The sequence below is a fragment of the Paenibacillus sp. NPDC057886 genome (assembly GCF_042796655.1).
Classification (GTDB): domain Bacteria; phylum Bacillota; class Bacilli; order Paenibacillales; family Paenibacillaceae; genus Paenibacillus.
The window spans coordinates 157,622-183,008 of record NZ_JBHVMZ010000001.1 but is presented as its reverse complement, the minus strand read 5'-3'; the positions used below and the strand labels follow the sequence as shown (position 1 = coordinate 183,008).

General features: G+C 48.0%; 23 protein-coding genes. 6 read left to right on the top strand and 17 right to left on the bottom strand.

Translation table 11 applies throughout. The features are described 5' to 3' along the window. Positions 1 to 61 precede the first annotated feature (61 nt). Both ACFVQB_RS00885 and ACFVQB_RS00880 read left to right on the top strand, forming a co-directional pair. Positions 62 to 451 (top strand): LapA family protein, encoded by a 390-nt coding sequence (locus ACFVQB_RS00885; RefSeq protein ID WP_379434512.1) that lies wholly within the window; start codon positions 62 to 64, stop codon positions 449 to 451. Positions 452 to 568: 117 nt separating this feature from the next. Beyond that, the gene (locus ACFVQB_RS00880; RefSeq protein WP_379434510.1) at positions 569 to 1,609 is read left to right on the top strand and encodes a M42 family metallopeptidase; all 1,041 of its coding nucleotides are present in this window, start codon (positions 569 to 571) and stop codon (positions 1,607 to 1,609) included. A 192-nt stretch (positions 1,610 to 1,801) separates the two neighbouring features. Here ACFVQB_RS00880 and ACFVQB_RS00875 read toward each other — a convergent pair whose 3' ends face one another. From ACFVQB_RS00875 to ACFVQB_RS00835, 9 genes are all read right to left on the bottom strand, one after another. Next, positions 1,802 to 2,740: a hypothetical protein gene (locus ACFVQB_RS00875; protein ID WP_379434508.1), complete on the bottom strand. Its 939-nt coding sequence runs from the start codon at positions 2,738 to 2,740 to the stop codon at positions 1,802 to 1,804. A 166-nt stretch (positions 2,741 to 2,906) separates the two neighbouring features. After that, positions 2,907 to 4,847 (bottom strand): ABC-F family ATP-binding cassette domain-containing protein, encoded by a 1,941-nt coding sequence (locus ACFVQB_RS00870; RefSeq protein WP_379434506.1) that lies wholly within the window; start codon positions 4,845 to 4,847, stop codon positions 2,907 to 2,909. Positions 4,848 to 4,921: 74 nt separating this feature from the next. Beyond that, on the bottom strand, positions 4,922 to 5,500 hold the full coding sequence (locus ACFVQB_RS00865; RefSeq protein WP_379434504.1) for a TetR/AcrR family transcriptional regulator: 579 nt from the start codon (positions 5,498 to 5,500) through the stop codon (positions 4,922 to 4,924). 13 nt (positions 5,501 to 5,513) lie between these two features. After that, complete coding sequence (locus ACFVQB_RS00860) at positions 5,514 to 6,323, bottom strand: DUF92 domain-containing protein (protein ID WP_379434502.1); 810 nt, start codon at positions 6,321 to 6,323, stop codon at positions 5,514 to 5,516. Positions 6,324 to 6,560: 237 nt separating this feature from the next. Continuing rightward, positions 6,561 to 7,334 carry an ABC transporter permease gene (locus tag ACFVQB_RS00855; protein WP_379434500.1) on the bottom strand — a complete coding sequence of 258 codons (774 nt, stop codon included), beginning with the start codon at positions 7,332 to 7,334 and terminating at the stop codon, positions 6,561 to 6,563. Positions 7,335 to 7,350: 16 nt separating this feature from the next. After that, positions 7,351 to 8,127 carry an ABC transporter ATP-binding protein gene (locus ACFVQB_RS00850; protein ID WP_379434498.1) on the bottom strand — a complete coding sequence of 259 codons (777 nt, stop codon included), beginning with the start codon at positions 8,125 to 8,127 and terminating at the stop codon, positions 7,351 to 7,353. Between the two features lie 27 nt (positions 8,128 to 8,154). Then, positions 8,155 to 9,210 carry an ABC transporter substrate-binding protein gene (locus ACFVQB_RS00845; RefSeq protein WP_379434496.1) on the bottom strand — a complete coding sequence of 352 codons (1,056 nt, stop codon included), beginning with the start codon at positions 9,208 to 9,210 and terminating at the stop codon, positions 8,155 to 8,157. 21 nt (positions 9,211 to 9,231) lie between these two features. Continuing rightward, entirely contained in the window at positions 9,232 to 10,671 is a 1,440-nt protein-coding gene (locus tag ACFVQB_RS00840) for an aryl-sulfate sulfotransferase (RefSeq protein WP_379434494.1), read from the bottom strand. A 46-nt stretch (positions 10,672 to 10,717) separates the two neighbouring features. Further along, positions 10,718 to 11,275, bottom strand: a complete 558-nt coding sequence (locus ACFVQB_RS00835; RefSeq protein WP_379434492.1) for a MarR family winged helix-turn-helix transcriptional regulator — start codon at positions 11,273 to 11,275, stop codon at positions 10,718 to 10,720. Between the two features lie 357 nt (positions 11,276 to 11,632). Here ACFVQB_RS00835 and ACFVQB_RS00830 point away from each other — a divergent pair, with 357 nt between their 5' ends. Then, positions 11,633 to 12,040: a hypothetical protein gene (locus tag ACFVQB_RS00830; protein WP_379434490.1), complete on the top strand. Its 408-nt coding sequence runs from the start codon at positions 11,633 to 11,635 to the stop codon at positions 12,038 to 12,040. Positions 12,041 to 12,158: 118 nt separating this feature from the next. On the opposite strand, the gene ACFVQB_RS00825 is transcribed toward ACFVQB_RS00830, so the two are convergent. The 6 genes from ACFVQB_RS00825 to hemE form a co-directional block, all read right to left on the bottom strand. After that, positions 12,159 to 12,794, bottom strand: coding sequence for a fumarylacetoacetate hydrolase family protein (locus ACFVQB_RS00825; protein ID WP_379434488.1), 636 nt, complete (start codon positions 12,792 to 12,794; stop codon positions 12,159 to 12,161). 103 nt (positions 12,795 to 12,897) lie between these two features. After that, positions 12,898 to 13,650 (bottom strand): glycerophosphodiester phosphodiesterase, encoded by a 753-nt coding sequence (locus ACFVQB_RS00820; RefSeq protein ID WP_379434486.1) that lies wholly within the window; start codon positions 13,648 to 13,650, stop codon positions 12,898 to 12,900. A gap of 32 nt (positions 13,651 to 13,682) precedes the next feature. Then, a complete protein-coding gene (locus ACFVQB_RS00815) occupies positions 13,683 to 15,092 on the bottom strand; it encodes a CapA family protein (RefSeq protein ID WP_379434484.1) in 1,410 nt (469 codons plus the stop codon). A gap of 185 nt (positions 15,093 to 15,277) precedes the next feature. Further along, positions 15,278 to 16,702, bottom strand: coding sequence for a protoporphyrinogen oxidase (gene hemY / locus ACFVQB_RS00810; protein ID WP_379434482.1), 1,425 nt, complete (start codon positions 16,700 to 16,702; stop codon positions 15,278 to 15,280). Further along, on the bottom strand, positions 16,702 to 17,652 hold the full coding sequence (gene hemH, locus ACFVQB_RS00805) for a ferrochelatase (protein WP_379434480.1): 951 nt from the start codon (positions 17,650 to 17,652) through the stop codon (positions 16,702 to 16,704). The genes hemY and hemH overlap by 1 nt, the downstream gene beginning before the upstream one ends. Beyond that, complete coding sequence (hemE, locus tag ACFVQB_RS00800) at positions 17,645 to 18,709, bottom strand: uroporphyrinogen decarboxylase (protein ID WP_379434478.1); 1,065 nt, start codon at positions 18,707 to 18,709, stop codon at positions 17,645 to 17,647. The genes hemH and hemE overlap by 8 nt, the downstream gene beginning before the upstream one ends. 204 nt (positions 18,710 to 18,913) lie before the next feature. Between hemE and ACFVQB_RS00795 the strand changes: the two genes are divergently transcribed. Next, a complete protein-coding gene (locus ACFVQB_RS00795) occupies positions 18,914 to 20,125 on the top strand; it encodes an MFS transporter (RefSeq protein WP_379434476.1) in 1,212 nt (403 codons plus the stop codon). A gap of 107 nt (positions 20,126 to 20,232) precedes the next feature. Here the strand turns inward: ACFVQB_RS00795 and ACFVQB_RS00790 are convergent, their stop codons facing one another. Continuing rightward, a complete protein-coding gene (locus ACFVQB_RS00790) occupies positions 20,233 to 21,459 on the bottom strand; it encodes a cytochrome P450 (protein WP_379434474.1) in 1,227 nt (408 codons plus the stop codon). Positions 21,460 to 21,966: 507 nt separating this feature from the next. Between ACFVQB_RS00790 and ACFVQB_RS00785 the strand changes: the two genes are divergently transcribed. Then, positions 21,967 to 23,178, top strand: coding sequence for an asparaginase (locus ACFVQB_RS00785; protein ID WP_379434472.1), 1,212 nt, complete (start codon positions 21,967 to 21,969; stop codon positions 23,176 to 23,178). Positions 23,179 to 23,309: 131 nt separating this feature from the next. Here ACFVQB_RS00785 and ACFVQB_RS00780 read toward each other — a convergent pair whose 3' ends face one another. Then, positions 23,310 to 23,942, bottom strand: coding sequence for an O-methyltransferase (locus ACFVQB_RS00780; protein WP_379434470.1), 633 nt, complete (start codon positions 23,940 to 23,942; stop codon positions 23,310 to 23,312). A 240-nt stretch (positions 23,943 to 24,182) separates the two neighbouring features. Here ACFVQB_RS00780 and ACFVQB_RS00775 point away from each other — a divergent pair, with 240 nt between their 5' ends. Then, positions 24,183 to 25,334: a THUMP domain-containing class I SAM-dependent RNA methyltransferase gene (locus ACFVQB_RS00775; RefSeq protein WP_379436211.1), complete on the top strand. Its 1,152-nt coding sequence runs from the start codon at positions 24,183 to 24,185 to the stop codon at positions 25,332 to 25,334. Positions 25,335 to 25,387 lie beyond the last annotated feature (53 nt).

The following is a 25,387-nucleotide window of genomic DNA, read 5'->3' as shown; positions in this document are numbered from 1 at the left end:
GCTCCATGAATCAGGGTAATTGCATACATAGTCCTGAATTGTTCAACAAGGAGGCACCACCATGAAAATGCAATGGGCACTCATCGCAGGTCTCGTTTTTGCATTACTTACCGGAATTTTTGCGGTCATTAATGTGGATTCCGTACAAGTCAACCTGCTATTTAACACGGTTCAAATCCCGCTGATTCTGCTCATTCTTGGCTGCACCCTAATCGGTGGAATCATTGTAGGGTCTTATGGCATCTTCCGCCAATATCGACTGCAACGTGAGAACAAGCAATTGAAGTTGCGTGTATCCGAGTTGGAAAGCTCTGCAGCAAGCAGCTCTTCCTCTTCTCTGGATTCGTTTAAATCGATGGATACATTCGGAACGATCGATTCGGACAACGCTTCTGTGGAGTCCGATTCCATTCAGAGTCAACGAAAAGGAAATCCTTCGGATACGCTGTAACACATCAGAGGCAGCCTGCTGGCTATCAAGAATGGAATTGTACATTCTGCCAGACAGGCTGTATTCTGTTTTTAGAACAACTTTCTGCACATTCATTAACGAGGAGGAAATTTCCATATGAGTTTTACCATTGATGAATCCTATGTCCTGTCTTTTTTGAAAAAATTACTCGATACTCCCAGCCCTAGTGGCTATACCCACGATATTATTGAGATGATCCGCAAGGAAGCCGAATCACTACATGTTGCTTTTGAGTTGAACAACAAAGGCGGAGCTGTGCTCACATTGCCTGGGCAGGATTCTTCCAGAACAATCGGACTGAGCGCACATGTGGATACACTGGGAGCCATGGTGCGTTCCATCACTTCCTACGGCACACTGAAGCTCACCTCTGTCGGCGGATTTACCATGAACAGTATCGAGAACGAGTATTGCACCATCCACACACGCGATGGAAAGACCTATACAGGCACGATCCTCTCCCTGCACCCTTCTGTACACGTCTATCCGGATGCACGTACGTTTGAGCGAAGCGAGAGCCATATGGAAGTGCGTATCGATGAAGTGGTCTCTTCCAAAGAAGATGTTCTGGCATTGGGTATCTCTGTCGGGGACTTTATTTCCTTCGATGCCCGTGCGGCCATTACACCCAGCGGATATATCAAATCGCGTCACCTTGATGATAAAGCCAGCGTAGCTGCCTTGTTCGGTATCCTGGAATCTGCACATCGCGAAAACTGGAAACCACTACATAACGTTTCGCTGCTTATCTCGAACTATGAAGAAGTTGGACACGGCGCATCTTATATCCCAGCAGAAATCAGCGAATTAATTGCTGTAGACATGGGCGCAATGGGTGACGACCTTAGCTGCAAGGAGACGGATGTATCCATCTGTGCCAAGGATTCGTCAGGACCATATGACTACGATATGACCACTCGACTGATCGAACTGGCCAAACAAGCAAACCTTGATTATGTCGTTGATATTTACCCACAATACGGCTCCGATGGCAGCGCGGCATTACGTGGAGGAAATAACATTCGCGCTGCATTGATTGGTCCAGGCGTTCACGCTTCCCACTCCATGGAACGTACGCATAAAGACGCTGTCCTGAATACAGCGAGACTGCTCGCAGCATATATTACGACCAAGTAAATTTTGAACATGGCATGCACAACTAGAATGGCAATACAGTATTTGAATAAATGATCAGAGTCGTGATCTCGATCTTGTCGGGCATGCACGCCGACTTGGATACCTATGATTCACCTGTATCATGTAAAAAAAGGACACTTCTGCTGCACCGTTTAGGGGCACGCTGAAAGTGTCCTTCTTCTTTGAAATGTCTTAATCCGCTCGCTCAATATGTTCGCAATACCGACGTTCCAGAAGCTCCAACTTCACCTTGTGCTCCCGGATCTCATTCTTCAGTACACGCAACGTGCTTCGCACTGCACTCAGCCCATCCTTCACCTGGGTTTCAGCTTTGCGAATTTTGTCTTGAACCATCCAGTCCACAAAGAGATTGTCGAAGAAATAGTCTGCGAATGAAAGCAGGCCTCCAAGGTGTAATTCCGTGTTTACAGCCATCTTCACATCCTCCAGTTCCTTCTGAAATCGGCGAAGACGTCTTCCGGCATCCATAATGGCAACCTGAGCATCATCCATTCTGCTGCGCTTAATATGAGTCGAGATCATACCTCCACCCATCATGTCGTATACTCCCCAATTTCCCGCAGAGGACAAAGCCTTTTCAGCACGTTCAAGTGCAAGGAGCAGATACTGCCCCTCTCGATCCGCTTCATTCAGCTCCTGAAGCTCTCCCGACAGATGTTCCCGATCCTCAGCCATTTGCTGTAATTCTGCATCTTTCTCCAGCAAATCGTTTTCCTTCTTGCCCCATAACACCTTGTAATCACTCTGCCAGAATTGATATTGCCGCTGTCCGTCCAGTTCCTGCTGAACTTGCGATCGTTGCTCCTGGATATCCGTTAACATCTGGCAAGCCGTATCGTACTCTGCCTTACTTTCCATCAACTCCAGTTCTTCTTTTTCCAGTCGATCCTCTTTTTTGCCGATTAAATGATAAAAGAATGCTGATAACGTCATGCTGTTGAGTCGATCTACATCGTTTTGTTCCTTCTGTAGGTGCTCCAGACGTTGCTGTACTTTCCTTTTCCATTCTGCTTCCTCCTGATTCAGCTTCTCCAGCCGATCATTCCATTTCTCGTACATTCTTCCCTTTTCCTTGATCACTGCCAATTGTTCATTCAGTTCTCTATACATGAATATGAAATTCTCCCCCTTCTATGGAATTCTTTATTTAATAAACGGTTTGAATATGGTTAACGTTTCATATAAATTCATTTACATCCATGCAAAAAAATCGCCCTCCCCCAAAAGGCGACTGCAAGTCGCTTTTTGAAGAGAGGACGATTCATTGAAATATATTTTAAGACTTGCTGTTTTCAATCTGTTCCGCAAGCTCATTCAGAACGGTCCACCGTTCCATCAGTTCGTCCAGATGACGCTCCGCCTCAGCCTGCTCTGTCATTAACTCCTGCAGACGGGCTGAATCGCTGAACGATTCTTCCATCTCTTTATTAATGCGGGCGAGATTGGCTTCAGCTTTCTCGATATTCTCATCAATCTGGTCATATTCACGCTGTTCCTTGAAGCTGAACTTCAGCTTAGGTTTAGCCGCCGAGGCAGCAGGTTTACTTTCCTCGTTTGCCGGTTTCACTTTAGCAGCTGTCCCCGTCGCACTTTCCTGAGAAGATGCAGATGCAGGGGCATTTTTCAGCATCCATTCTGCATATTCACTGTAGTCCCCAACATGCACACGCACAGCACCGCCACCCTCAAAAGACAGTACTTTATCCACCGTCCGATCCAGGAAGTACCTGTCATGGGATACGACAAATACAACACCCGGGAAATCATCCAGGTAATCTTCGAGTACAGCGAGTGTCTGAATGTCCAAGTCGTTCGTCGGCTCATCCAGCAGCAGAACATTCGGTGCAGCCATCAGCACCCGCAGAAGATAAAGACGACGCTTTTCTCCGCCAGACAGACGGGAGATTGGCGTCCACTGTGACGCAGGGGTGAAGAGGAAACGTTCCAGCATCTGAGCTGCGGTAATGAGAGATCCATCAGCCGTTTTTATATTCTCGGCCACTTCCTTGATGTACTCAATAACCCGCAGAGATTCATTCATCTCCTGATGCTCCTGAGTGAAGTAGCCCAGATTAACCGTAGGGCCCACAACAACCTCCCCGGCATCGGGTTCCAGCTTGCCGGAAATCATTTGCAGCAAGGTTGACTTACCGCTGCCATTCGGGCCTACTATACCTACCCGGTCACCAGGTACCGCAATGTAACTGAGATCGTCAATCAATTTATGGCCATCTGCCGATTTGGACAGATGCTCAATCTCCAGTATTTTTTTACCCAAACGAGTCGAACCCACGGATACCTCTAGTGAGCCTGAACGATTGGGTCCCTGTTGATCCTTCAACTGTTCGAAACGATCAATTCTCGCTTTTTGTTTCGTGCTCCGTGCTTTTGCACCGCGACGAATCCAGGCGAGCTCCGTACGCAGCAGATTTTGCCGCTTTTGTTCGGATGCGGATTCACGCTCTTCACGCTCAGCCTTCAGTTCCAGGAAGCGGGTATAGTTGGCTTCATACCGGAATAAACGTCCATGATCCAGCTCCAGCATCACATTTGCTACACGATCCAGGAAGTACCGATCATGCGTGATCATGAGCAATGCGCCACGCCGTTTTTGCAGATACTGTTCCAGCCAAACTACGGAATCATTATCAATATGGTTCGTAGGCTCATCCAGAATGAGCAATTCGCAGGGATGAATCAGCGCAGAGGCAAGCGCTACCCGTTTGCGCTGTCCACCAGACAATGTGCCCATCAGCGCATCGAATTGACGAATGCCCAGTTTGGACAGAATACTTTTCGCTTCACTTTCCAACTGCCAAACCTGGAGCTGCTCCATTTGCTGGTTCAAGCGCAACAAACGCTCTTGCAGTGCCGGATCAGAAGGATTAAGCTCCAGTAGCTCCATCGTTTCCGTATACTCACGTACCGTTTTCATCTCCGGGCTGTCGCCCTCAAATACTTGTTGCAAGACCGTATTATCCGGGTTAAACTGCGGATTCTGTGCCAGGAACTGTATACGCACGTCATTCCCTATCGAGATCTGCCCTTCGTCCGCTGGCTCCATGCCTGCAATGACACGCAAAAATGTGGACTTCCCGGTCCCATTGACACCAACGACACCAATCTTGTCCTGATCGCCCATGCCGAATGAGGCGTCTTTAAACAATATTTTCTCACCATAGCTTTTCGCAACTTGCTCTACCGTCATTATGTTCATTGCTCGTAACCTACTTCTCTGTAAAATAAATTCAATATGAAGCTGCACTTAAGATGCAATTACGCCCACTCACACTATACTTGCAAAAAGGAACGACATCCGTCCAGAAACAGAGCTGCTGCAAAGGCAATTCGTTTGTTCAGATGTTCCTCGTTAAACTCCGGATTCAGCATAATGTCCATCTTTAGCCGATCGAGAATCCCGATATAAGCTTCTGCGAGCAGCACAGGCTCAGGTACGCCAGCATTCTCTAACACCTCACGCACCATGCTCATATATTCATTCATAAATGCCTTCATGAATTTCATCAGGTCCGGATCATTATTGGGTGCCATAAAAAACAGCTTGGTATGATTGCGACGCTCATAATAATACGTAAGGTGAGTCTTGGCGATCGCACCAAGCTTATCCCCCGTACTCTGATGTGAGTTCAACGCATGATCCAGGCGACTGATAAAACTGTCGCAATCCCGCTTGGATACGGCGATAAATAATTGTTCCTTATTTTTAAAATATAAATAAATGGTGCCTTTCGCGATGCCTGCTTCGTCCGCAATATCGGACATTTTCGTCTCATAGAATCCTTTTGAACCGAAAATACCGTAAGCTGCATCCAAAATAGCCTCCGATTTGTCTCCTTGCACAGTGCTCAAACGCACTCCCTCCCTACGACGCCAAAATGATACCCAAACCGATCGCCAAACATCCGCCGATCAACGAACTGAGCACGTTCACCAGATCATTACTCATCCAAGACCAGCCACGAGATCGAACGGTTTTGTGTCCACAATGTTCACTTACCTCGACCTCACGGCCGCATACAGTACAACGATACATATACTGAACCGTCGCGCCCAGATAAGAATCGGCAAAAGCTCCTGCCAATCCGCCTACAAGGCCGACACACATCCAGCTGAGCAGACTCAAGCCTCCGATCCCGGCAATCCAGGAAAAGAAAAAAGCACCCACGCCGATTAAAGCTCCACCTATGGCAGCAGCCAGTGTCCCAAGTAATGAAACACCTCCAGAGGTACCTGGAGTCAGCACCTTCCACGTCACGACAGAGCGTGGCGGCTTACGACTGAGACTTCCCCACTCGGTTGCCCATGTATCTGAAGTAACGGTAGCCATGACACCGATAAAAGCATACATCCAGGCTGGGTGTGGGAGGACCCAATTCCCCAGAACAAGAAACATGCCGATTCCACCGTTAGCCATAACCTGTCCAGCATCACGATTGCCCGTCTTGGCATACGATTTCTCAAGCTCCTGCTTGCGATCCTTGCGAAATTTGGAGAACAGCGTTGAGGTAATGAAAAACAACAGCAGTGTTCCAAACCAGAACAGGTTGCCCGCTCCGTAATATATCGTACCCATGATCACAGCCGCGAGGCAGCCGGACAGGGTTAGCGACTTCTTCGCGTAGGCAGCACCCGCCACAATAAAAGCGCATACGGCGCCAATAATCCAGTCCATAAGTTCTCCTGCATGTGGCAGCATCTATGGCCCACATGACGTTTTATATTTTTGAAATTCAATTATACCACGGTTTGATCCCAATGCCGAAACTCCCTAGCCCCGCATACAAAAAACCTGATTCGGTAACTTTGAAAGCTACCAAATCAGGTCTATGATATTGCGATAAAACTGAGATGAGTGATCCCACTTCCGTTTGACCATGGATTCGAGGATTGCATCACCTCAAGTTACAGTTCAGCCCCGCTTCGTCCCACCAATTACACCATAACGGTAGAGCACGCTGCGACCAAACCAATTGAACAACCGATCGGTGAGAAAGCCCATAAAGCCCAGCGAAATCAGGCCGACAAAGATCCAATCTGTCCGAAAGAACAAACGGGAATTCCAGATCAGATAACCCACACCTTCATTCGCAGCAATCATCTCTGCGCCGATAATAGCCATATAGGAAGTGCCCATTGCCAGTCGTACCCCCGTGAAGATATACGGAGTCGTCGCCGGAACAACGACATGCAGCAAAATCTGCCATTCGTCTGCTCCCATACTGCGGGCTGACCGGATCTTGTCTTCTTCAATGGAGAGTACACCTGTCAGCGTATTTAACACAACGATGAAGAACGTTGCATACATAATCAGTGCAATCTTCGATTGCTCCCCGATCCCGAACCAGACCAGGAATAGGGTAATGAACGCGATCGGCGGGATAAAGCGGATAAAATTAAGGAAAGGTTCGGCAAACAGCCTGATCATATGAACCTTGCCGATAATAAGCCCTATCGGGATCGCCACCACGCTTCCAAGGACCCAACCTGCAAGCACTCGTGTAAAACTAATTCCGATATACTGCATCAGGGTACCGTCAGCAAGCAGTTCACGAGCACCAAGAATTGTATCCCACGGACCAGGAATTACGTCAGGTCCATAGAGCAGGGCTCCAAGCTGCCAAATCAGAATAACCGTCACCCACAATAGAGGGATAGACACCCACTTTTTCTCCAACCATCTCATTTCGCTATCACCTCAATTATTCTTCAAAATGGCTTTGAATCTGGTCATATAGGGTGTTGAACTCCGATGAGGCAATGTTCCTCGGATAAGACAGAGCATTGTCGTAAATATCCGTTATCTTGGAAGAAGGTCCTACTGACATAATTCCTATCCGCTGACCCAGCAAGAGCGCCTCCTGAATATCATGGGTGACAAAAATAACGGTCTTGTGCGTTTCCTGCCAAATATTCACCAGCTCTTTCTGCATCGTACGCCGAGTCATTGCATCCAACGCTCCAAAGGGTTCATCCATTAACAGGATGGCCGAATCGTTGGCTAGCACCCGGGCCAATTGCACCCGCTGCTTCATGCCGCCTGACAGTTCCTTCGGAAATTTGGCTTCATGACTACCCAGTCCAACTAGCTCGATGTATCGGTCTGATATCGTACGCCGCTGAGACTTTGGTACCTTGGACATGCGAAGTCCAAACTCCACATTCTCCCTTACAGTAAGCCACGGGAAGAGAGAAGAATCCGCCTGCTGGAATACCATGGCCCGATCCTTGCCTGGCCTATCAATCTCCTTATTATCCACCTTGAGCTGTCCGCCCGACTTGGAGATAAAGCCTGCAATCATATTTAGAAGTGTGGACTTGCCACATCCGCTGGGACCAAGCAGGACAAAAAATTCTCCTCCCTTGATGACCAGATCGACGTCCTTGATAATATAGTGTACATCCCCATGGGTGGGGGCATTGTATGTTTTGCGAAGCTGCTCGATACGAATCGTATGCTGATCTGCAGGTAAGGACATGAGAACACCTCCAACGCAATTTGCAAATTATTTGCTATAAGTCACTTTATCTGGCAGTACCTGCTTCAGGAGCTCCAGGTTCAGTTTGTTATCGAGATCAAAATCGTGTTCGATAATCCCGTTATCCACCATATATTGCTTCTGCCCTGCCAGACTGTCATAAGCTGCCTGGGTAAATCCAACTTCCCATGGATTGATTGGCAGATCCTTCAAAGTGGCCTCCTTAGGCTGCTTGGTTTCCTTATACATCAGGTCTGCAACCTCTTCAGGATGTGCCTGGGCATACACAGAGGCTTCATTCAGTGCCGCGAGAAAACCACTCACCGTTTCAGGGTTCGTCTGGATGAACTCATTGCTTGCTACGAGTCCCATTCCTAGACGTACAGGGGTTTGGGACATATCCGTGAGCTGATGCACGCCTTCAAGCGCATCGAACTTATCAGTCAAGGCGGAACCAATGACCCAGGTTGCATCTAGATCGCCCTGCTTTAGTGCAATGTAGGCTTCATCAAATGCTCCCTGACCTACTTGGGTTACATCATTTAGATCCAATCCCTGGTCCTTCAAATATTCATCCCACAAATAAGGAATAAATGTACCGCGGATGAAACTTACTTTTTTGCCTTTCAGATCGGCCCCACTCTGAATGTCGTTCTTGGCATACAACTTCCACGCAGCTGCTGCTTCATTCGTAGCCTGACCTGCGGAAGCAATGACCGAATAATCCCCTTTTGCCAAAGCGTTCAATACAGGAAAGTCAGCTCCGTACGCAATATCCACCTGCTTGATAAATAGTGCATTTACACCTTCCGCCGGCGAACCAAACGTAATGCTCTCTGCATCAATGCCGTGGCTCCCAAAGAAACCTTTTGCAATGGCTACCCTGAACGTTGGGTTTGTACTTGTATCTGCGATCCGGACTTTCACTTTTTTGGCGTCTGTGCCGGAGGCACCCTTTGCTTCGGACACCGCTTCGTTTGCAGAACATCCCGATAAAATCAATAACATGGATAAGAGCATCAATAATGCACCAGTTAAGGTGGATGGTTTTCTCACAATATGCACCCCATTCGTTCTAATCATTGTCCGTGACTCTTCGCCGCCTTACTTGCCTTCATCTGACGTTGCCACACAGGCTGCACCTTCAACAAACGGCAGTGTTACCTCAACACTGACAACGGATGAAGAACCTTTGGGTGCTGCTCCCGGCACTCTGTAGGCGGAAACATCGATGGCTTCAATGGCAACCTCCTGCGGCTTCTCCAGCTGTGGTACCCAGTGATAAGGCACGCGATACGAACGATAGACCATATTGGTGTTCCGTCCATCCTTATAAGGGGATATATATTCCCAAACCAGCTCATACTCGGAAGTAACTTCGAACAGTCTGCCATTGGAGCCTTCGGTAATCAGTGTATTGCCATTAGGCAGGCGCTGAGCGGAGCTGATATACGGACTATAAAATTTATAGGAATCTGTCGGAACGGAAAATCCCGCTTCTGCGGATGTATATTGCCAAACGATCTCCAGGGTCACCGGATTGATCTCCAGCACGCGTGAATGATCGCGAACGGCATGTTTCAAGCCGTATGGAGAAGCCGGATTGGGCAGGCCATAACCGGCCCAGCCGCCATTGTCGAATACCAGCAGATTCCCCTCTCCAGGCAAACCTTTAGGAATGATATGTGCATGATGCTGTCCAATAATGGTGCCGATATGCTTTACTTCAGGCAAGGAATAATCCGGCCCTAGTCTCCATACGATCTTTCCACTCTGTCTGTCGGTAATTGCGATAATATTTGCTTCTCTGGCATCCCAGATAATATTGTCGGGATGGAACCGCTCGTCTCCATTTTCATAGAAATGGTTTGGACCAACATAAGAAGCTGAATTAATATGCAGCCAATCACCCACCCCACCACCGAGATGTCCAAATGAGCGTGTGTTCGGGTCACGGAACAGAACATTACGGGCGGCCTCATCGAATCCAAGTTCCTCAAAGTGCTCGTTCGGCAGCCATTCCCATAATACATTTCCCTCCCAATCGACTTCTATAATTGCATCATCAAGTAAAGGCTTATCCGAAATGGACGGATTGTTCACATTTTTATGAGCAAGAATCAATGTCTTCCCACTCTGTGTTTTTGGTGCGAGCCCAGGGGCGTAATAGCCGACCGGATTGCCCTCACGCTGGAAATCATGGTGCTGACGAGCGTACCACAGCGGTTCATATCCCGGATCTTCGATGTGTTCGTAGCTGTTGTATTTCCATACAATATTGCCTTCCCAATCCACCTGGACCAAATCGACGTTGTCCTGGATACCAAACTTCGGATCTCTTCGGCCCGTGCTGCCCAATACAAAGCCGCCGGGGAAGACTTTGGCCGGAAAGCCCAGCAATCCTTTCCACAGGTGAACCTCCTTACCATTCATGTCAATCAGTACAACCCCTTCCTCGCCTGCCTGATAGACGGTATAACCGCCCCAAGCCTTTTCAGGGTTGTATACGGTTGCCCCAGTTGGATATATTGTTGAATGTCCCATTAATCATCTCTCCCTTGAATGGTTTGGTTTTACATCGGATCAAACGTTAATAACTGAGATAATTGCTCTTTCCGATATTCTCCCTCTGCTTCTGTTCAGGGTCACTTTCGGTAGACGGATCGTGTTCCTGACTCACGTTGTTCTCTGCCAATTCCAGCAGCGTATCCGAGAACCCCTCCAGATTCGCTATCACCCGCTCATAAAATTGGCTTTGCTGCTCCAGTTCCTCCGTTGTAAAGCCCTCAAACAGAAGCGTGATACATCGGGCACCGATATTGCTGTTCCGAGCAAACATCTCCCGTCCACTTGCAGTAATGTCCAGCAAGACCGTCCGACGGTCATCTTCCTTGCGCCTGCGGATCGTAAGCCCCTTTTTCTCTAACTTGTCTGTTAAAGCTGTAATGGCACCTGAAGTGAAGTCCAGTTGTTCAGCCAAATCTCCCAACCGCTGTTCCCCTTCACGAATGATTTTGTGCAGGATGAGCATGCCTGGTAGACTGACCCCCTCTACCGATATGCGATCTCGTTCTTTCACGAATCGTCTGACCATTTTACGAAACAACCAATCTGTCTTTTCCAACGTTTCCCAGTCCTTATTGCTCATTTCATCCTCCCTGTCTAACTGAAACGGCAGCAAATACGAAAAAAGGCTCCCGCGGACATTCCATAGTGGAGTAGTCCCGGGAGCCTTTGGTGGTCCAATCAGCTCGTTTCAGTTCAATTTATTTCACTGTTCATTTAATTAGTGTTAAAATAATTGAGTTCATCATATAACCCACTAACCCAACCTGTCAAGTGTGAATTTAAATTTGTTTTTGGTAGCTCGATGTCTCTCATATTTAGATTACTTATCCGGTTTTAAGTTTCACTTCAGCTTTCCCGGTTACACTATCCTCAGAGCGTTACATCAAACCAGCTACGATTCAGTTCGTACTTAACCATAGAAATGAGGATGACACATATGAATATGAAGCGCGTAATCATTGTCGGAACAATGATTGTTACCATGTCCTTCGCCGGAACAGCCTGGGGCAGATCAGCGATATCCCCTATCCCTTTGACGAAATGGTCCATCGTTAACATAGATACCAAAGACGAGAGCGGAGATGAGTTGCTAAGTGCTCTCAATCAACAGTCAGAAGACGATTTGGTTCAGGATCTGTACGCGGGTAAATCGCTGAGAATGATTGCAGAGGAAAACGGTGGTGACTTCAACGAGGTTGTCGCATTGCAAGTAAGGCAGCTCAAGGAACAGTTAGATCAACGACTCGCAAGTGGAAGTATTAGCCCGGAGCAACACGCATCGCAAATCAGAGAACTGGAAGAGCTGGTCACGGAGAGTGCCAATACCACCTACAACTTGGCGTAAATCAAAAGTTTCCCATGGGCTATAGCAAAGAAAGATGGCATGCCAAAAAGGAGCGTCAAAACGCCCCTTCCTCAATTTTATATTTACTCTAAGTAAGCAGATTTATGATGTATAGTGCTTATTGAACTGCTGCTGCAATCGTGCATTTGCCCAAGGATTCGCCGTCCCAGGCCAGTTCAAGTACATCTCCTGTTGCCGTGGGTCCAACCCCTTCTGGTGTGCCTGTAAAGATGACATCTCCAGGCCCCAGGCCGTAATGATGACCTACATAATCCACAATGTCCTGGAGGCTGAAGATCATGTTACGAATATTGCCCCGTTGGACCTCGGCACCGTTCTTGGTGAGTGTAAAGTCTTTCTCAAGAAGAGCCTGAGCCCCGGGGAATGCCTGGAATGCAGTAACCGGAGCGGAGTTCTTGAAGCCTTTGGCTGCAGTCCACGGATGGCCCTTTTTCTTAATGACTGTCTGTACGTCACGTAATGTAAAATCAATGCCAAACGCATACGCGTCAACCAATTCATCCACCGCCATACCCGGCTCATATCCCCGACCGATTTGAACGACCAGTTCTGCCTCATAATGAACTTCGCCCTTTGTCGCAGGCAGTTGCAGCGTTTCGCCATTCAAGGCCACAACCGCATGGGAAGGCTTCATAAAGATCATCGGTTCATCCGGAACCGCGTTACCCAATTCTTCTGCATGAAGTTTATAATTTCGTCCAACACAGTATACATTGCGAATGTTAGTCAGCATGGATTTACGACCACCTTTATCGGATTCATTAGCGTATATGGAGCATGTTCATCTTTTTATTATATAAGTACATATCATATTTTCGCTATTCAAAAATTGGAGTTTACGGCCTGAAAAATCGGCTGCTTGTTTCCTGAAAAGCCTGTTCCCATACATCAGGCCGGTTCGTACATAACATCAGCTCCGGATCAATCGCTGCAAGCCGCTTCATAATGATTTTGTCATCCACTGTCCAGGCCATCACCTGAATGCCTTCATTACGCATCTCGTGCATCAGCGATTTGTCCACATTGGTGTACCCGATCGAAAGAAAAGTGCAATTCATCTGCCGCAGCACTGCTGCCAGATCCCCTGGACGTGCATCAATAATTAACCCCGTTTTGAACTCCGGGGCCAGTTTCTTCACTTCAACCAGAGCTGCAGGTTCAAACGAAGTGATGGCCACATCATGCTGCATATGTCTCTTCCTCACCTCATGAATAACTGCTGCCGGCAGACCGGGATACATGTTGCCTTGCGTTTTCAGTTCGATATTCAATCTCACTTTGCCACAGGTGCGGTCCAACACTTCACTAAGCGCAGGAACGCGCTCTCCTTTATAGGCTTTTCCTTTCCATGATCCCGCATCCAGTTGCTGTATATCTGCCCAGTCTGTCTCTCGTACGAAACCTTCACCGTCCGTGGTACGGTTTAGCGTAAAGTCATGAATAACGACCGGCACACCGTCACGTGATAACTGTACATCCAGCTCCATCCACTGAACTTCCGGCTGTTCCATGGCAAGCAGAAATGCAGCCATCGTATTTTCTGGTGCAATGGACGAAAATCCACGGTGCGCTACACAAAGGTTGTTCATTCCATCCCCTCCTAAATAAATAAACATGCATCTTAACTTGTAGATGCGAATCCGTTTGCATCAAAACGAATACCTGGCGAGAGCTGTGTCATCTGCTCCAGCAGAAGTTTGTTGGCTTGATCCAGCATAGGAATGGCCTGACCCAACCCTGCTTCATAAGGGATAACCTTCATGCTGCATTTGGCATCCTTACTACAACTCGCCTGAAAAACCGCTGTTTTCCACGTTTCCTCTGTCGTTGATTTTGAGAAAATAAAGTTGCCTGTACTATATGCAATCCATTTGCCTTTGTAGTACTCTACCCCTTGCAAGACATGGGGATGCCCACCTATGACCAGATCGGCTCCGGCATCTACAAATTCATGAGCCAGTCGGGTCTGATCATTATTCGGTGTGCTGACCCGTTCTTCTCCCCAGTGTGCAACAACAATGACCAGATCAGCCTTTTGACGGGCTTCCTGAATCGCCTTTACTGCCCCTGTAGAATCGTAAGCTTCGGCAACACCGGCCCGATTACCTTCCGCTTTCCAGCTTGTTTCAGGCACAACCCGACTGAATCCAAGCAGTGCAATCTTCATGCCTTTGCGTTCCAGATATGCAGGTGCATAAGCCTCATCCCTGTTCATACCCGCCCCTGTGTGCGCTATACCATATTGCTCAAGGTAAGTTAACGTATCGACCAAGCCTTCTACACCTTGATCCAGAATATGATTGTTGGCCAGATTCACGGCATCAAATCCTGCTGAAGCCATCGCTTCGAGCGCCTTTGGCGAAGATTTGTATACATAGGTTTTGTCTGCTGCACCAGTTCCACCAAGGGTTACGGGGGTTTCAAGGTTTCCAATGGTCAGATCATCTTCCTTGAACAAGTTGCCGAGCTTTGCAAAGGGATAGTCATAACCGTTCTTATCCAACAATTCAGCCACTTTGCCGGAAAACTGAATATCCCCAACAAAGTTAATGGTTACATCCTTCGCCGAATGAGATGGCTGTGTCGTCTCAGCTCCTGTACCTTCACTCCCCTTGGAGCCGGAAGAAGCAGAAGTATCCGTCGTTTTTTTCGTTCCTGTATCTGTCTTTCCATTTGCCTTGGAGTCTGTAGCATCAGGCTTTTTCTCACCAGACTTACCGCCGGAATTTTCAGTTACCTGTTTATCAGAATCCTCCGATTCTTCATCCGGAGTATTACCTTCCTCCGAATCCGTGTCAGGTGAACTCACCTGATCACCGCCCTGAGGGCCCTCTTCATTCACAGGTTCCTGATTCACAGCCGTTTCTGTCACCGCCGGGTCTATTTGCTGCTCCTGCATGCCTACTGCGTAATAGATGCCGACGAGTCCAATTGCCGCAATCAATACCAGATTAATGATCCAAATCCGGCGTTTGCGGGCACGTTTCACTTTTTTCTTTTGTACACTTCGTTTTGATCTTGGGGGATACATAGGCAGCTCCTCTTCTTCACAGCAATCCTTATCATATTATATCAGGCATATTCTGGATTTCCATCATTCCTTGGAACTGCAAGTATTTAAAGAGTTCACTTCTCTCACCTTTTCGCTATATGGTGCAAAAAAAAGGCCGTCTCCCCTGTAGAAAAAATCTACGTTCGAGACAGCCATGTACTTAATTATTTTGCAGCAAGGAGCTGCGTAGCTTGAACTGACATTTCCTTCGCCTGTCTGATGCAGTCAGGCAAACCTACTCCTTCATAACCGGCACCTGCAATATATACCCCCGGCAATTTGCTGCCAAGTTCCTCCCGGAGTGCTGCAATCTGCTGCAGATGACCTACCGGATACTGTGGCATGGATTTGCGAAGCCGAGTAATTTCCGAGAAGATCGGAACGGCCTCAACGCCCATCGTTTCACGCAAGTCTTTGAGTACCAGATCCGTCAGTGCATCATCCGGAAGTTCCACATTCTGTTCGTCTCCGGAACGGCCAACATAACAACGAAGCAGCACTTTGTCATCCGGGCTGGTGTGCAGCCACTTGGTTGATGTCCAAGTACATGCAGTAATATTGCGACCTTCCTTACGCGGAACGAGGAAACCAGACCCATCAAATACATGTTCGATATCCTTTTTCTCAAAAGCTAGCACCACATTCGCGACAGACACATAGTTAATCGCATCCAGAGCCGTTGTATCCACGTGGGGTTGCAGCAGTTCGGATGCAACATATGTAGGCACGGTAATAACTACATCATCTGCTTCAAGACGCTCTCCGTTATCCAGTTGAATGCTATATCTGGCCGCATCTCCATTCTGAACCTCCAGGGACTGCACGGAAGTATTCAGACGTTGATCCACGTCCTGCAATTCATGTACAAGCGCATGAACCAGGCTCTGCAGGCCCTGACGGAAGTTCAGAAAAGCACTTCTCTTCGTTCCCGTATGGGTTTCTGCCGGTTTACGGCCAGTCATCATTCCCCGGATCAAACTACCGAAATCCCGCTCCACTTCGCCGAATTGCGGGAAGGTTGCCTGAAGACTCAATCGCCGCATATCCCCTGCATAGATGCCCGCAAGCAACGGCTCAGTGAGGTTTTCCAGCACTTCCGCTCCAAGACGGCGTTCAATCATATAGCCGAGCGATTCATCCTCCGTTGTACGACGGGGAGGGATGACAAAATCCATTAATGCCCGCAGCTTGCCTGCCGGAGATACAAGACCACTTCTCAGAAACGGTCTCAACTCCGTCGGAATGCCGAGAACGAGTCCTGCCGGCATGGGATGCAACTTGCCACGCTGCATGATGTACGTTTTTTTGGATTCCGGATTTTGACTGACCAGTTCATGGTCTATTTCCAGCTCTTTAGCCAAGTCAATCATCGCCGTTTTGCGGGCTAGGAAAGAATCCGGCCCCTTCTCAATAACAAACCCATCCCGGTGCAGCGTCTCAATCATGCCACCCATGGAAGAACTCTTCTCAACCAAGGTAATTACAGGTTCAACCCCTGCTTCCCGGTAATGCTTCCGGATATAAAATGCCGCGCTTAGGCCGGTCAGACCTCCGCCGACAACAACGACACGACGTTTATGGTCTTCCATTACTCATCCGTTCCTTGCTGCCACTGGCTAATAATGACGTCACTTAACGTTTCCATGTAAAGCGGGTCACTATTGAGAGATTCGATACGCATGAGGCGCATGTCGATCTCTTTGGCAATCGCTTTGGCCTCAATATCAAGATCATAGAGCACTTCCAGATGATCCGATACGAATCCAATTGGTGCTACAAGCACATCCTCAACCTGTTCCCGAGCAAGATCCTGGAGCGTGTCCAGAATATCAGGGCCCAGCCACGGCTCCGCCGTCCGCCCCGCACTTTGCCACGTGAACTGCCAGTTGGTAATTCCTAAACGGGAAGCAATGACTTCCGAAGTCTCCAGCAGTTGCTGCGGATATGGATCACCGATATCTACAATTCGCGCAGGCAGACTGTGCGCACTGAATAGCACTCGTACATCCCCACGTTTGGCTCCCGCTTCCTCGAAAGCATCCAATTTGGCACTTACACGTGTGGAGAGAGCCTGAATCAATTTCGGATGCAGATGATAACTCTCAATGAAGGACATCTGGATACCCAGTTCTTCCGCTTTCTCACGAGCACGCTTGATGTAGCTCCCTACACTCATCGTGGAGAAATGTGGTGCCAGTACGATGCCTATAGCAGTCTGGATTCCATCCTTCGCCATCTGTTCCACGCCATCCTCAATGAACGGATACGCATGCTTCAACCCTTGATAACAACGGAATTCAACCTCTTTGGAACGGTCATCCTTGTTTAACGTCTCCTGAAGGGCCTTAACCTGATTATCCGTGTTTTCTCGAAGAGGGAATACGCCCCCAACGATTGCTTCATAACGGTCGGTCAATTCCTTCAGTTGTTCCGGTTCAGGCGGACGTCCTCTCCGGATATGTGTGTAGTACGCTTCAATACTTTCCATATTCTCAGGTGTGCCATACGACATCACCAGTACACCTACTGTATTAGTCATTAGTAACCATCACCCCAGTCTTCAATGCTTCAGCAGAATATTCATGAATATACGCCGTGAGTTCTCTCAATTTATCCAAAGATGCTTCGGGAAATAGCCCGTGCCCCAGATTGAAAATATACCCCGGCTCCTTGATGCCTTCGTCAATAATCAATTTGGCATGCTGCTTGATCAGATCCATCGGTGCAGTCAGCACATAAGGGTCCAGGTTTCCTTGCACAGCAAATTTTCCGCCCAGTCGTTTACGTCCCTCGGAGATCGATACTCTCCAATCCAGCCCAATCACATCAGCTTGCAGATCATGCAGGGTTGGCAGCAATTCACCAGAAGCGACACCCGGGAAATAAATTTTCGGTACATTCAAATCCGATAATTCGGTAAAGATACGAGTAATCGTCGGCAACACATACGTTCTAAAGTCGTTTGGCGATAGCGCGCCAACCCAGCTGTCGAACAGTTGGAATGCCTTGCCGCCGTTCGCAATGTGTGCACGGACATATGTAATCACCATATCGCCCAGTTTTTGCATTAATTTATGCCACACTTCAGGTTCACTGTACATCATCGTTTTGGTCCGTATGTACCCTTTGGAAGGTCGGCCTTCAATCAAATAGCTGGCAATGGTAAATGGAGCACCGGCAAACGTAATCAGAGGTACATCCAGTTCCTTGTCCAAAATTCGAATCGTCTCCAGAATATGAGACAGATCTCCTTCAACATCAATAGGACGCAAACGATCCACATCTGCCGCCGTGCGGATTGGATTGTCTATAACAGGTCCAATATTTTTAACAATATCAAAATCTATACCGAGGGAAGCAACCGGATTCATAATATCGGAATACAAAATAGCCGCATCCACACCAAGTTTACGTACCGGCATGAGTGTAACTTCAGCTGCTAGCTCAGGTTGACGGCAAATTTCGAGCAAAGAATACTTTTCCTTAATCTTGCGATATTCGGGATCATAACGCCCAGCCTGACGCATGTACCACACGGGAACACGGTCCACCTGCTGTTTGAAGCTGGCCTGAATCAGACGATCATTATAGCTCATGTAAGAAGCCTCCAATAGTTTTTGGACTCATAAATAACATTATGCCCTTTTTAAAGAGCGGTAACAACCATGTGTCGTTCTGTTCCGATGACAATACTATGACATTCCTTACACCCCCTCATCCATATGCAAATTATGTTATAATGAAAGAATCGTGTTTTTTTGAAACGTTGCAGAAACGATCAGAAAGGAAGTGAAAGCACTTTGAAAACGTGGAAAGTAAACCTCATTGTGCTTTGGTTTGGACAATTTCTGGTCAACTCGGGAATGACCATGATTACCCCGTTTTTGTCCCTTTATCTCGCCAAGGATCTTGGCGTGGTTGGTGAGCATGAGATTGGCATATGGGCGGGATTTATATTTGCTGCCAACTTCCTCACCTCATTTTTGTTCCAGCCCTTGTGGGGCAAATTGTCTGACAAGTACGGCCGAAAAATTATGTTGCTGCGTTCCGGATTCGGGATGGCAATTGTTATCGCCCTGATGGGTTTTGCACAGAACCCGTGGCAGCTCCTTTTATTACGATTGCTCAACGGTACCATCTCCGGCTTCAACCCGGCAGCAGTTGCATTGATTTCGGGTACAACGCCGAAGGATCGCATGGGTTTTGCCATGGGCATCAGCCAGTCCGGCCAGGTGGCCGGTACGATTCTGGGTCCGCTGATCGGTGGTTTACTCGCTGATGCAGTGGGCTTCCGCCCTATCTTCTATATTACTGGCGGACTGATCTTCACGGCTTCGATGCTCGCCATGTTCCTGGTCAGAGAGAAGTTTGACCGCAAGGAAGCGGCCAAACTGCCGGAACAATCCGTATTATCCGGTCTGAAGGAACTCAACAAGTCACCCCAGTTGCCTGCTTTGTTCGCTGTGACATTCCTGTTGCAATTTGCCATGATCAGCCCGATGTCACTCTTGCCGTTGTATGTACAGAAATTACATGGTTCGGATGTGAACGTCGCCTTCTGGGCAGGGCTTGTCGGCGCAGTCACGGGACTATCCAACATGGCCATGTCCCCAATTCTCGGGAAGCTCAGTGACAGTGTAGGTTCACACAAGGTACTTACGTTCTCTCTTATAGGAACAGGGCTCATGCTTATACCTCAAGCTTTCGTGCAGACGGTATGGCAGCTCATCATCGTCCGTTTCATGATGGGTGTGTTCATGGGCGGCCTGCTTCCGAGTGTCAACGCGCTCATTCGCTCCTATACACCAGATAGTATGATTAGCCGGGCGTTCAGCTTCAATACGAGCACACTTGCGTTGGGTAACATGCTTGGAGCCGTAATCGGCGGCTTTATGGCTGGGTTCATCGGCATCGAAGGGCTGTTCATCGTCTCCGGTGGGCTGCTGCTGCTCAACATGGTGTGGGTGAGACTCAAGCTGTACAAAAAGCCCCCTCTGCTCAGAGAATCCTGACGCTTCGATTCAAATGATTTTTGTGTTCTTATGAAAAAGCCGCTTTCAGCGCCTATTAGGCATGAAAGCGGCTTTTGTCATTCATTTGTTTAAACTTCAACATTGATTCAGTAAGTCATTGAGTCAGATGGCTTGTGAATTGAACTTGTGAATTGAATCGGGTATTCTTTAACGCCAAATACAAAGGCACTTTGAATCGGCTGCAAAACCGTATCTGGCACAAGCTGAATATCTTTCATTTGCCGAAGCATCGTCTGAAGTACAACCCTCGCTTCAAGCCGTGCAAGCGGCGCACCGAGACAGAAGTGAATTCCAAATCCAAAACCCATATGTCTGTTCGGCTTGCGGTCAGGCACGAATTTTTCCGCCTGATCGAATTGAGCCCTGTCCCGGTTGGCCGATCCTACCCAGGATATCACCTGTTCCCCCGCCTGAATCGTTTGTCCGTTCAATTCTACGTTTTCTTTGGCAATACGCCCAATAGCCACAATTGGCGGATAATAACGCAACGTTTCCTCTACTGTAGTTGAAATAAGTTCAGGGTGTTCTCGCAGCTGCCGCTGAAGCTCAGGCTGCTCTGACAGAATACGAACGGCATTGGTAATCAGATTGGTCGTGGTTTCATTACCGGCAGCAAGTAACAAGATGCAAAATCCGACCACTTCCTCTTCCGTTAACTTCTCCCCTTCAATCTCCGCAGCAAGCAGCAAAGAGACCAGATCATCCTTTGGCCGTTGACGTCTTTCTTCCATAATGACCGTGAAGTAGCTCGCCAGCTCCTGCTGGTTCCGTTTCTTTTCTTCCATCAATTCCTGGAAAGCTTCATCACTGTCATCCCGCGCACCCTTCACGAGTGCATCAGACCAGTCTTTGAACTTCTGGCGATCTGAGGCAGGGACTCCAATCAATTCGGCGATCACGATAACCGGAAGTGGAGTCGCAAGATCATCGATAAGACGCATACGACCTTCTGAAAAATGCGGAGTCAATAATCCATCAGCGATTTCCTGAATACGCGGAGCTAACGCTTCGATCGCTTTAGGTGTGAACGCCTGATTAACCAGATCCCGCAATTGTTTGTGCTTCGGCGGATCTGTAGTAAGCATACTGGCGTTTGCGCGATCACGTTCAGAAGAGAACAGTTTAGGGTTTTTCAACACATATTGAACATCTTCATAACGGAAAACATCCCAGCATTCTCGATGGTTGTCATAGCGGACTGGAGTGTTGTCACGAAGTTCAGCGTACACCTGGAAGGGAAGTAACTGCTGCTCCACCGCCTCCAGCTCCCGGATCGGAATGTAATTGGCATACTTTCTGGGTGCTCGGTTCATCGTTTCTCCTCCAATCATTTATATATATTTATTTACATATTGAAATCACCATATATTATAGACTCAACGCTATGAGCATACAAATATTTGGCAATAATTGAGCCTCTTTTCCTAGAACGTATTACAAAAATCGTCAAGACTTGCTAACTTACACCCCCGATATTCGTTTTGGATAAGATCACTTCTGCTATAGACAATCCTGCAACACTTCTTCCAAAAATCTTTCTATACCCTATCAGGACAAAAGACTCATATGTTATAAAACATTACATTATAATTCATTTCGTATGATTACATATTTCTTTTCCTCTTTTTTTCCACCCTCATATTTATCCATAAAACCTTATAAATACACGTTATACTCTATATATCTATAAATGTAACCGATTACTCTACCTATATCTATAATTGTCATATTATTTAACATGAAATACAATCGTTTTAATTCATATACATATCATCCTCAACAAACATCACACGAAACTAACCTGAAGGAGAGTGCTATTCATGAAAAAAACTTCAAATCTTCGTCCTTGGGCTGTATGGAGCACAGCCGCTTTGGCAGCTCTGACCATCTCCCTGTCCCCAATCGGAACCTATGCAGCTCAGGCAGCTACGGTAGAAGTGAGCGGTACAACCAGTGCAGTTCAGACCGCATCATCCACTCCGGCTCGTAATACAACCATCCCTGCCGTATCGGATTCGTTCAAACAATCCGCTCTGCCTAATGTTCTGGTCATTGGAACGGGTGGTACGATTGCAGGTCAATCCGAGGATGCAACCAGCTTCCAGAACTATAAAGCGGGTACACTCCCGATTGGAGAAATGGTTGATGCCTTACCGGACAAACAGAAGATTGCAGATGTTAGCACACTCCAATTCGGAAATTCAGGTTCAGGCTCCTATACCATGGCTGATCTCTATGACTTGTCCCAGACGGTAGACAAGGCTCTGGCTCAATATGACAGCGTTGTGGTTACCACCGGAACAGATACCATGGAGGAAATAGCCTACTTCCTCGATATGACCGTACAAAGTGATAAACCCGTCGTCATTACAGGGTCCATGCGCCCTTGGACGGTTATCGGTTCAGATGCACAAGCCAATCTGTACAATGCCATCAAGCTCGCAGGCAGCGGGCGCACCACTTCATTTGGGACCGTGCTGATGCTGAACGATACCATTCAACTGGCACGTGGGGTGACCAAAACGAATGATTATCGAACAGACACGTTCGAAACCCCAATGCTTGGTGCAGTAGGTTATATTGATGAAGAAAACATTCGAATTTACCGTGCCCCTGCACGTGCCTTAAAGCCTGAAGGTACATTGAAACCGGCATTTGACCTAAGCAAAATCACGAAGGCAGATCTCGCCAAGGTGGAAATTGCGATTTCCTATCAGGAAGCTGGCGGCGAGGCTATTGAAGGATTTGTGAAGGGCGGCGCCAAGGGAATCGTAACGTCCGGTACTGGAGCAGGCGGTATCTCCAAAGCAATGGGACAAGCACGTACCAAAGCGGTGGAGGATGGCGTAATCTTCGTAACGACCACTCGGACAGGCTCAGGCAGTGTATATGGCGGAGGAAAGGGCGTTATCGCCGGTGACAACCTCAGTCCTCAGCAAGCACGCATTTTGTTGATGCTCGGGCTGTCCTTCAGCGATGATTTTGACACGATCAAAAAATGGTTCGAGACTTACGGAACACCGGAAGTTTAGTAAAGCTCTCATAACTTCACTCCAATAAACAGAAAGAGACGATAACACCCTGAGATTCAGGAGTGTTATCGTCTCTTTCTGTTTGAATTGACTGAGCATGTCACCCGTTTTAACGGATCTGCATCTTTTTCTTACTTCACCCAGGCCAGAGCCAGACCATCATAATCCGGCAGCATCGTCGTTACGAGGCGCGGGTCACTTGCAATCTGCTCGTTGAAGCGCCGAACCGCGAGGACAGCCGGACCCTGCTTGTCCGGATTCAGCGTACGGCCGCGCAGGAAACAGTTATCTCCCACAATGACCGCCCCGGGCCGCGCGAGCTTAATGGCGTAATCGAGATAAACAGGATAATTCTCCTTGTCTGCATCAATGAAGAAGAAATCGAAGGTACGTCTTTCCTCCGCCAGCCGCTCCAGGCTGTCGGCTGCGGGACCAATTCGATATTCGACCATATCCCCAAAGCCTCCTTCCTCCAGATGACCATGAGCCATCGCTGCGTATTCCTCTTTCAGTTCCAGCGAAGTCAGGGTTCCCCCTTCACTTAAACCGCGAGCGAGACAAATACCGCTGTATCCACCCAACACGCCGATTTCGAGTACAGCTTCCGCTTTCGATGTCTTCGCGAGAAAAGTGAGCAAACGGCCATAGGCCGCTGCAACCGAAACTTCCGGCATGCCGTTCGATCGGATGGCTTCTTTTACCTTTAACAAGAGATCATCCTCTTGAAATAATTGATTTACATATTCGTCAGGGGTCAGATTCACCGCTAAAATCCTCCTTGGACACTTGGACTGCTTTCCATATGGATGCCAATGTTCTATAATAAATGTTTGTTGTCAAACACAGGCGGTTAACTGCTGCATCGGCTCGAAAGATGAATGCATAAGCTCACCGCATTTCTCATTGTAAGTTTTTTCACGGAAAGCGGCAAGGCCGCACCGTCACTATACAGCTGAGAGAAGGACATTCCTTCTCCGGCTTGAAATGGAGTTGAAATGAATCACATGGCTCAATTGCAATTGATTGCGACCTCGGCGATGGGACTCGAGGCTGTTGTCGCCCGGGAACTGAAGCAACTGGGGTATGAGGATGTTACGATCGACAATGGCCGGGTTTTCTTCACTGGAGATTATATTGATATTTGCCGGTGTAATCTGTGGCTGAGAAGTTCCGATCGGGTATTGGTCAAAATGGGTGAATTCCCGGCGACAACTTTTGATGAATTGTTTGAAGGGACCAAAGCATTACCTTGGGAGGAATGGATTCCAGCCGATGGCGAATTTCCGGTTGAAGGTCGCTCCCACAAATCCCAGCTAAGCAGCGTGCCTGCATCACAGGGTATCGTGAAAAAAGCGATCGTAGAGAAACTGAAGCTGACTCACCACACCGAGTGGTTCCCGGAAGACGGGGCTCGTTATGTCATTGAAGTTATTCTGCTGAACGATCGGGCTCTGCTTACGTTGGATACAACTGGACCCGGTCTGCACAAACGCGGTTATCGTAAATTGGTAACCGAAGCTCCGCTCAAAGAAACGCTTGCTGCAGCGCTTATTCAGCTCAGTCGCTGGAATGTATCCCGTCCCTTCTATGATCCATGTTGTGGATCAGGTACCATGCTGATTGAAGCCGCCATGATCGGCTGGAACATTGCACCAGGACTGCGTCGTACCTTTAACTCCGAGAACTGGGATGCCATCCCTGAAGAGCTATGGGAGAAAGCCCGCGAAGAAGCATTTGATGCGGTTCGCGACGATATTCCATTGCAAATTTCGGGCAGCGACATCGATCCGGAAGCTATCGAGGTAGCACAGGCAGCAATCAAGAGTGCCGGCTTCGCCAAAGACATTGAAGTCAGCGTCCTGCCTGCTCATCGAGCAAGACCACAGGGCGAATATGGTGTCATTATTACCAACCCTCCATATGGTGAACGTTTGAGCGAAGAGAAAGAAGTACAAAAGCTGCTGCGTTCTTTAGGACGCAGTTACCTCGATTTACCGACATGGTCCTTTTTTGCCATCACGTCGACCAAATCGTTCGAGGAAGACTTTGGCCACAAGGCAGACAAGCGTCGCAAGTTGTTCAATGGACGCATTGAAACCCAATATTATCAGTATTTGGGCCCACTGCCTCCACGCAATAAAACACCACAACAATAATATTATCGGAAAGATAGAGCGCTCCCGCCTTCCACGGCTGGGGCGCTTTTTTT